This window comes from Thermococcus sp. (assembly GCF_027008145.1).
Taxonomy (GTDB): Archaea; Methanobacteriota_B; Thermococci; order Thermococcales; family Thermococcaceae; genus Thermococcus.
In genome coordinates this window covers 1-6,773 of the sequence record NZ_JALTCZ010000115.1, presented here as the reverse complement: position 1 = coordinate 6,773, position 6,773 = coordinate 1, and the positions used below count along the sequence as shown (strand labels likewise).

The following is a 6,773-nucleotide window of genomic DNA, read 5'->3' as shown; positions in this document are numbered from 1 at the left end:
TTATCTCGCCCCTCAACGCTTTCGCGTAGAGCCCCTTGGGATCACGCTGGATTCTGACTTTGAGGGGAGCGTAAACGTAGACCTCGATGAAGTCCCCTATCTCCTTCCGAGCGTACTCTCTAACTGCTCTGTAGGGCGAGATGAGTGAGACTATCACTATAACGCCGTTCCTACTCAGGAGCTTGGCCATATGGATCACGATCCTGTTGTGCATCTCCCTGGCTTCCTTGGAAAAGCCCAGGTTTGGGTAGAGCGTCTTCCTTATCGTGTCCCCGTCGAGGATCTCGACTCGGTAGCCCATTCCCCTGAGCCTTTTTGCGAGCTTTACAGCTAAAGTCGTCTTCCCTGCACCGCTCGGTCCGGTAAGCCAGATTGTAAAGCCTTTCTTGAGGTTCTTGAGTCCCGTCATTTCAGCTTCCCTCGATTCTAAAAGGTGATGAACCATCAGAGAGGGTCAGAGGATGCTTCTCCCCCTAAGCTCCTCTGCCTTCTCCTTCAGCCCGAAGAGAGTTAGGACGGTTGGTGCAACGTCGTAGATGGTAAGCTGTGTCTGCCTGCTCTCGTCCAGTCCGGGTAAGTAGAGGGAGAATACCCCAACTTCCGAGTGGTTTGCATCGTCCGGCCCGGTGTCATTCTCCGGCAGGTAATTGCTTTCCCAGCCTACCGTTCCAGCGGCACGCCAGTTCAGGTTGTCGAAGTAGACCATGATGTCCGGCTTGTTGCCCCTTGTTACTGGATAGATGTCCTCTGGGAAGTAAACCCTGTTGTCCCACTTCTCGCCGTTCGGTCCCCTGATGGAGCGTATAAGCTCGGCAACTTCATCCCTAACTTCGTCGAACCTGCTCTTTGGCACTTTCCCGAAGAGCTCCCTGCCTTTAACGTTGAGAAAGACCCTTGAGTAGTAGCCTCCCCATCCCCAAGCCGTCGTCTCCTTCCAGTCGATCTTCACCTGCTCGAAGCGCTTTACCCTGCCGTCGTGGAGAACCTCCGGGTTCCTAACCTTCAGCAGGCCCTCCTCCGCTAACCACTGGTTCACCGCGAAGTTGCCGTGCATCCCTTTGATCCCGTGATCTGAAACTATCATGACGGCAGTCTCGTCAAGATCTATCAGCTCCAGCGTCTTCCCAATCTCCCTGTCGAGGAGCTTCCAGTAGTCGGGAATAACAGTCTCGTATTTGTTTCCCTTTCCGGGGTAAAGGTGGTGCTCTGGATCGAAGTACCTCCAGAAGGCGTGGTGGACTCTATCAAGGCCAATCTCGACGAAGTGAAAGTAGTCCCACTCCTTCTCCTGAAGGAGGTAGCGAATGACCTCAAACCTCTTCTCCGTCATCTCCCAGAGACCTTCCCTGACCTCGTCCTTGGCTTCCTTCCTGAAGGGGACGTCGAAGATGTATTCGCCAACGAGTCTTTCAATCTCGCCCTTGAGTTCCTTCGGATAGGTGTAGTCAACGCTGGCATCGGGTGTTATGAAACAGCTGACGAGATGGCCGTTAATCGGCTTCGGCGGATAAGTCGGCGGGACACCCACTATTATTGATTTCCTTCCCCTCTCTCCTAAGTAGTCCCAGAGGGTTGGCTCCTTCACCTTCTTGCTGTGGGCTATCCAGTAGTCCGTGTAGCTGTATCCCTTCCTGTGCCTGAAGCCGTAGAGCCCGAGCTCACCCGGAGTCTTTCCGGTGACCATGGCCATCCACATTGGAATCGTTATTGCCGGAATGCCGGTCTTCATCGGCCCGTGGATTGAACGCTCGATGAGCTTCCTCATGTTGGGCAGTTCGTCGTAGAACTTTCCGAAGAGTAGCTCAGGGGGAGCGGAGTCCAAGCCCATAACGAAGAGCTTCTTTGTCTCCGCCATACCTTCCCTAACCTTCTTCTCAAACTCCATATCCCTCACCCCAGATATTCCTCAATGATTTTGAGGGCATCGTCGATTTTATCCCCATCACAGACGCAACCGACTACCTCTCTCTTCCCTCCCGAGTTGGTGCCCAGCCCCTTAAGCCTAGCGATGACTTCACCCATGTCTATCCTCTCAGCCTCCCGGGGAGAGATCCTGAAGTAGAGCTGGGCCTTCCCGTGGAAGTCTCTGTTCACGGCAATGGCTCCACGGTAATTAAGCTCCCAGACAAGCTTTCTGGCCACCTTTGAGATGATGTTGAAGGGGCTCTCGAACTCCACGAAGGCAAAGCCATTCCTCTCTTCTACGCTCGAAACGACTCTTTCGATGGCTTCCCTTATGGACTCGGCCTTCCTGACCCAGGGTTCGTGTTCGAGGAGCTCTCTGACCTCGCCTTCAAGGAGAACCTTTACAGCTTCCTCCACCGCTTCTCTCTCCATCACTATGTAGTTGGAGTCTATTAGCTCTACCAGCCTTAAGGCTTCCGCCCGGGATAGGCCCTCCTTTTTGAGGAGCCCATTAACGACCTTCAGTTCGAAGGCCTTCTCGCCGATGTCCCCTACTATTCCAAGGGCAGTCCACGCGTTGAAGAGACCGAAACGCTCCGAGACGACGAGGGAGCAGGAGGGATAGTACCTGTCCTCCAGCGATGGGTTTATCTGCTCCACGAGGGGGTTCTTAATCCTACTCTGGTTGTGGTGGTCTATGAAGAGCGTTGGAATTCTCACCCTCTCGACCTCCCCCGGCACGTTGAAGTCTAGGACGTATAGCCTCTCGGCCGTTTCAATTGCCTTCCATATTCTTTCATCAAAGCGGAACTCGCCTATCGGTGCCGTCATGTTCATGAACCCATCAAGCTTAAGCGCCTTCACGAGAAGGGCCGTTGAGGTTATCCCATCAGTATCCCAGTGATGAATTATGAGGTGCATGTCTACTTCCCCCCAAGTTTGCTCTAACCGAGACTCCCCATCGGGAACCTCCCCGGGGCATCCTCCTCCACTCTCCTACTGAAACTTTCAATCATGTCTGCCATGCCAATTCTAACCATCCTCATCATTTACACCAGCAGGAGAAAATAGAACAATAAAATTGACCATTCTCACTCCACGAACGGGTTCTCGAAGCTCCTGACGACCTCGTAGACCTCAGGTCGCATCATGTACTCCGGCGGCTGCTCGCCGGCCATTATCATCTTCCTCAGCTTTGTTCCGCTTATGTGGACGTGGAACTCCTCACTGTGCGGGCAGATTTTGGCGTTCACCATTCCACCGCACTTCTTGCAGTAGAAGGCCTCCCTGATGAACATCGGTGTTATCCCTAAATCCGGGAAGTTATCGAAGGTGTCCCAGGCCTCGTAGGGCCCGTAGTAGTCGCCTACACCAGCGTGGTCTCTCCCAACGATGAAGTGCGTTGCACCCATGTTCTTCCTCATTATTGCGTGGTGGATTGCCTCCCTCGGCCCGGCATAACGCATCTCGTAGCGGACGGTCGCTAGGGTCGCGGCGTCCTTCGGATAGTAGTGCTTGAACAAAGCTTCGTAAGCCTTTATTATGACCTCGTCTTTATAATCGCCCTTCTTCTTCCTCCCCAACACCGGGTTAACGAAGAGGCCGTCAACGAACGTCAAAGCCGCTTTCTGGACGTACTCGTGGCCTAGATGGGGAACGTTCCTAGTCTGGAAGGCCACTATAGTTTTCCACCCGAGCTCCTTAAATAGAACCCTCGTCTCAACGGGTCTAAGCGTGTACTTCGCGAAGGGATTCGGAACCTCGTTAAGGAGCTCTATCTCACCGCCAACTAGATAATCCCCCATCTCCATGACCCTGGCAACGCCCGGATGGTTTATATCCTCAGTCTTGAAAACCTTAACGGCGAGCTCCCTCTTTTCGTAGGTGTAAATCTCCTCGACGTGCATCCTCGCTATTGGCAGATCACCGTAGTAGAGCAGAACGGCATCACCTTCGTCAAAGTTCGGCTTTTTCACGTCGAGAACGATGGGAATCGTCCAGGGCAGGTCGTTGGTGAGGCGCATCTCATCGAGAACGCCTTGGAAGTCGTCGCTCGTGAGGAAGCCCTTGAGGGGTGAGTAAACTCCGTGAGCGATGTTCTCAAGGTCTATCGCCCTTCCGTGGTCTATGGCAACGTGGGGATATTCTCCCTGCTCGCTCAGGATTCTCTCGCGGGTTCTCTCTGCAACTATTCTCCTAACGAGCTTTCCGCCGTGGGGCTTTGAGACCATTCTATCACCTCTGTCTCGCTAAAAGGGATAAGAATCAGTCGAGGTAGCCGAGGGCGCGAAGCCTCTCCTTGACCTTCTCTTCCTCTTCCTCGCTGAAGACTTCCTCCTCTTCCTCTTCGAGGTTGGCAAGAACCTCCCTGAGGACATAGGTGACGTACTCGTCAACGCTCTCGAAGCCGGTTCCCTCGATGCGCTCCTTTATCCTCTCATGAAGGCTCTTCGGTATCTTAATGGCAACGAGCTCCTCCACCTTCACCACCTCCGGCTCAAAATGCACCTACGGATACCACTCGGGAAGGTTAATAAGGGTTTCGGGCTGACCTCCTCCCCGCCGTAAACGGCGAGGGTTCCAACGAGGAACCCCCTAACCCAACTGCGGGGGAGTTTGAGGGGTAATCCTTACCACCCTCACATTAAAAGAGGGTTCGGAGAACCCCTCTGGCTGGGTCTTCAGCCAATTACCCCTACATCCCGTTAAAGCCGAGAGGCTCTGGGTTATCGTTTTCACAGCCCTCTTCAAAATATTAAAAGCTCCAACGAGGTCGGCGTTCATTACAACGCCCTCTCCATGGCACTTAAACAAACCTCTAAAAATTCTCCCGTCAGAATGGCGTTGGCCACAGAGAGGGCAGGATTGAGAAGTGAAAGCCTCATCAACAACCAAAACCTGAATACCATACTCCTCAGCCACTTCCTTCAAGCGTTTGATAACATGATTGAACCGCCAAACGTGAGAGAGGATAAAATTCTGCTTCCTGCCCCTATCAGAGTTTCTGGCTATCCCCTTCGGGTAACCCACGACAATTTTGCTAACCCCAAGGCGGTAGAGCTTCTCCACAGTCTGCCTTACTGCCGTGTTAATGTAGTGTCTCGCCTGAAGTCTCGCCTTCTCGTGCATTCTTCTGAGTTTCCTGCTCGTTTTGACTCCACTCCTGTTGAGTTTTGACTGATACTCGGCTGTTCTTTTCTGCCAGTAAAAGGCAATGCTTTTTAAGGGTCTTCCATTGACCAAGAAACTCTCACCGTTCTCAACGTAAACGGCCATCAGGTTGTTTACTCCCAAGTCAATACCCGCCGAGAGGTCTCCTAAGGGTTGTCTCGGAACACTAACCCACTCGTCGTTGATTAGCTTCTCCTCGACGGTGAAGCTAACGTGGGCATACCATTTCCGCTTTACCTCGTCGTAAGTTATCTCTAAGCGTCCTTGCTTGCCCTTCAGGTGAATTCTGCCCTTGAATTGAATCCCCAGTCTTCCAAACTTCCCAAGGCGTCTTAACTCGACAACGTTCCCGTCAATCCGATACTGGTCGTTTCTGATTGGAATGATAAAGAGGTTCCTGCCTTTTTCTTCTCTAACAAAGCCGGGCGGTTTGGGCTTGAACCATTCTGGTAGTCCTCCATTCTTTTTCTTCTTGTTGAGTGTGAAGAACCCCTCCAGCTTTCGGCATTTTTTCTAGCTAATTGTTGGACTGTCGAACCACCAATCCAGCCCTTGAACTCGTGATAAGCTTCCTTTTCTGTTCCATTAAAATCAATCTTGCCGAATTCTTTGAATTGTTTTAAACGCTGGTAATTGAGTTTGTTCCAGATTATCGCTGAAGCGTGAGCTAACTCAAAAAGGATTTTCTCCTGCTCCTTGCTCGGCTGGAGTTTGATGGTTACTGAGCGTTTCATTTCAAAGTGTGGTATTGTTCTTAGGCTTTAAAAGGGTGTTGCTTTCCCGCTTAAGGGCTAGCTGGGTGGTTGTCAATTCTTTTCCAGAACGTCCTCAATCCTGAAAACTCCCCTGTCCAGAATTTGTCCCTTCTTGGCGTAGGTATATCTAACGACCACGCTCCCGTTGAGGTTCTCCGGGAGGATGAACTCGCTTTTGCCCTTAACGTTGAACCACTTCTTGTAGACCAGAGTCCCATTGTCGAGGAAGCCGTAGATGCCGAGGCCGGTCCCTGTGGCGTTGGTAAACTTCAGAACTATTGAACCGTTCTGGGAAGTCACGATCACATTAGGATGGACGAACCTGAATATCTTCACCATCCCTCCATCGGAGTAAAAGAGCCTGTAATCTTTTGAATAGTTGTTGGTGAACATGAGCCTCGCTAGAGGAGTATTAAAGGCCTTCCCATTCATTATCACGGCGTAGCCGTAGTTTAGGTTCATGTAGGCATAAATGTCAGAGTTCGGAGTACCAGAGATAGGTATTCTGTGGATACCCTTCTTGTCCTCGACAAATGTTTCTCTAGGTATTAGAATCCTGCCTCCTGCGTTGAGCTTAACGTTCCACTCTCTTCCTGGGACTGCCATAAGTGAATACGGTCCGTTGGAGAACATGAGCATGTTTCCGTATGTGCCCGACCACCAGAGGGGTATTAAGACATACTGAGACGGGGGGACTCCGGCGGTCTCAAGGACGGCGCCGAACTGGAGTATCGTGTCGTAAGAAACGATAACGTAGTCAACGCCGAGGTTCATGAGGCTCTTTTCATTCACAAGCCCGAGGTAGTATCTTGCCACCCATCTGCTCGGCCCTCCCTGCGCCACGGGTGCCCTCATGGCATAGTAGGTAACCCAGTGGCCCTGATCCCACCAGGTCAGGACGACGTCGTTTATGCTTGAATGACTCCCGAGGTACGTTAAAGC

General features: G+C 52.0%; 5 protein-coding genes and 2 pseudogenes. All 7 read right to left on the bottom strand.

The features are described from left to right. Positions 1 to 409 (bottom strand): adenylyl-sulfate kinase (gene cysC, locus MVD07_RS05640; protein WP_297499547.1); only part of this gene is annotated, 409 nt, incomplete at its 3' end. Positions 410 to 454: 45 nt separating this feature from the next. Beyond that, entirely contained in the window at positions 455 to 1,885 is a 1,431-nt protein-coding gene (locus MVD07_RS05635; protein WP_297499544.1) for an alkaline phosphatase family protein, read from the bottom strand. Positions 1,886 to 1,890: 5 nt separating this feature from the next. Beyond that, positions 1,891 to 2,826, bottom strand: coding sequence for a DHH family phosphoesterase (locus MVD07_RS05630; protein WP_297499542.1), 936 nt, complete (start codon positions 2,824 to 2,826; stop codon positions 1,891 to 1,893). 170 nt (positions 2,827 to 2,996) lie between these two features. Continuing rightward, the gene (gene sat / locus MVD07_RS05625) at positions 2,997 to 4,136 is read right to left on the bottom strand and encodes a sulfate adenylyltransferase (RefSeq protein WP_297499540.1); all 1,140 of its coding nucleotides are present in this window, start codon (positions 4,134 to 4,136) and stop codon (positions 2,997 to 2,999) included. A 34-nt stretch (positions 4,137 to 4,170) separates the two neighbouring features. Beyond that, on the bottom strand, positions 4,171 to 4,413 hold the full coding sequence (locus MVD07_RS05620) for a CopG family transcriptional regulator (RefSeq protein ID WP_297499538.1): 243 nt from the start codon (positions 4,411 to 4,413) through the stop codon (positions 4,171 to 4,173). A gap of 87 nt (positions 4,414 to 4,500) precedes the next feature. Beyond that, a pseudogene (locus MVD07_RS05615) lies at positions 4,501 to 5,810 on the bottom strand (transposase). A gap of 72 nt (positions 5,811 to 5,882) precedes the next feature. Continuing rightward, positions 5,883 to 6,773: pseudogene (locus tag MVD07_RS05610) on the bottom strand (oligosaccharyl transferase, STT3 subunit); the annotation flags it as partial.

Bases quoted from the DNA above. Each gene is read 5' to 3' on its own strand.
- MVD07_RS05635 (WP_297499544.1), bottom strand. From the start codon at position 1,885: ATGGAGTTTGAGAAGAAGGTTAGGGAAGGTATGGCGGAGACAAAGAAG.
- MVD07_RS05630 (WP_297499542.1), bottom strand. From the start codon at position 2,826: ATGCACCTCATAATTCATCACTGGGATACTGATGGGATAACCTCAACG.
- sat (WP_297499540.1), bottom strand. From the start codon at position 4,136: ATGGTCTCAAAGCCCCACGGCGGAAAGCTCGTTAGGAGAATAGTTGCA.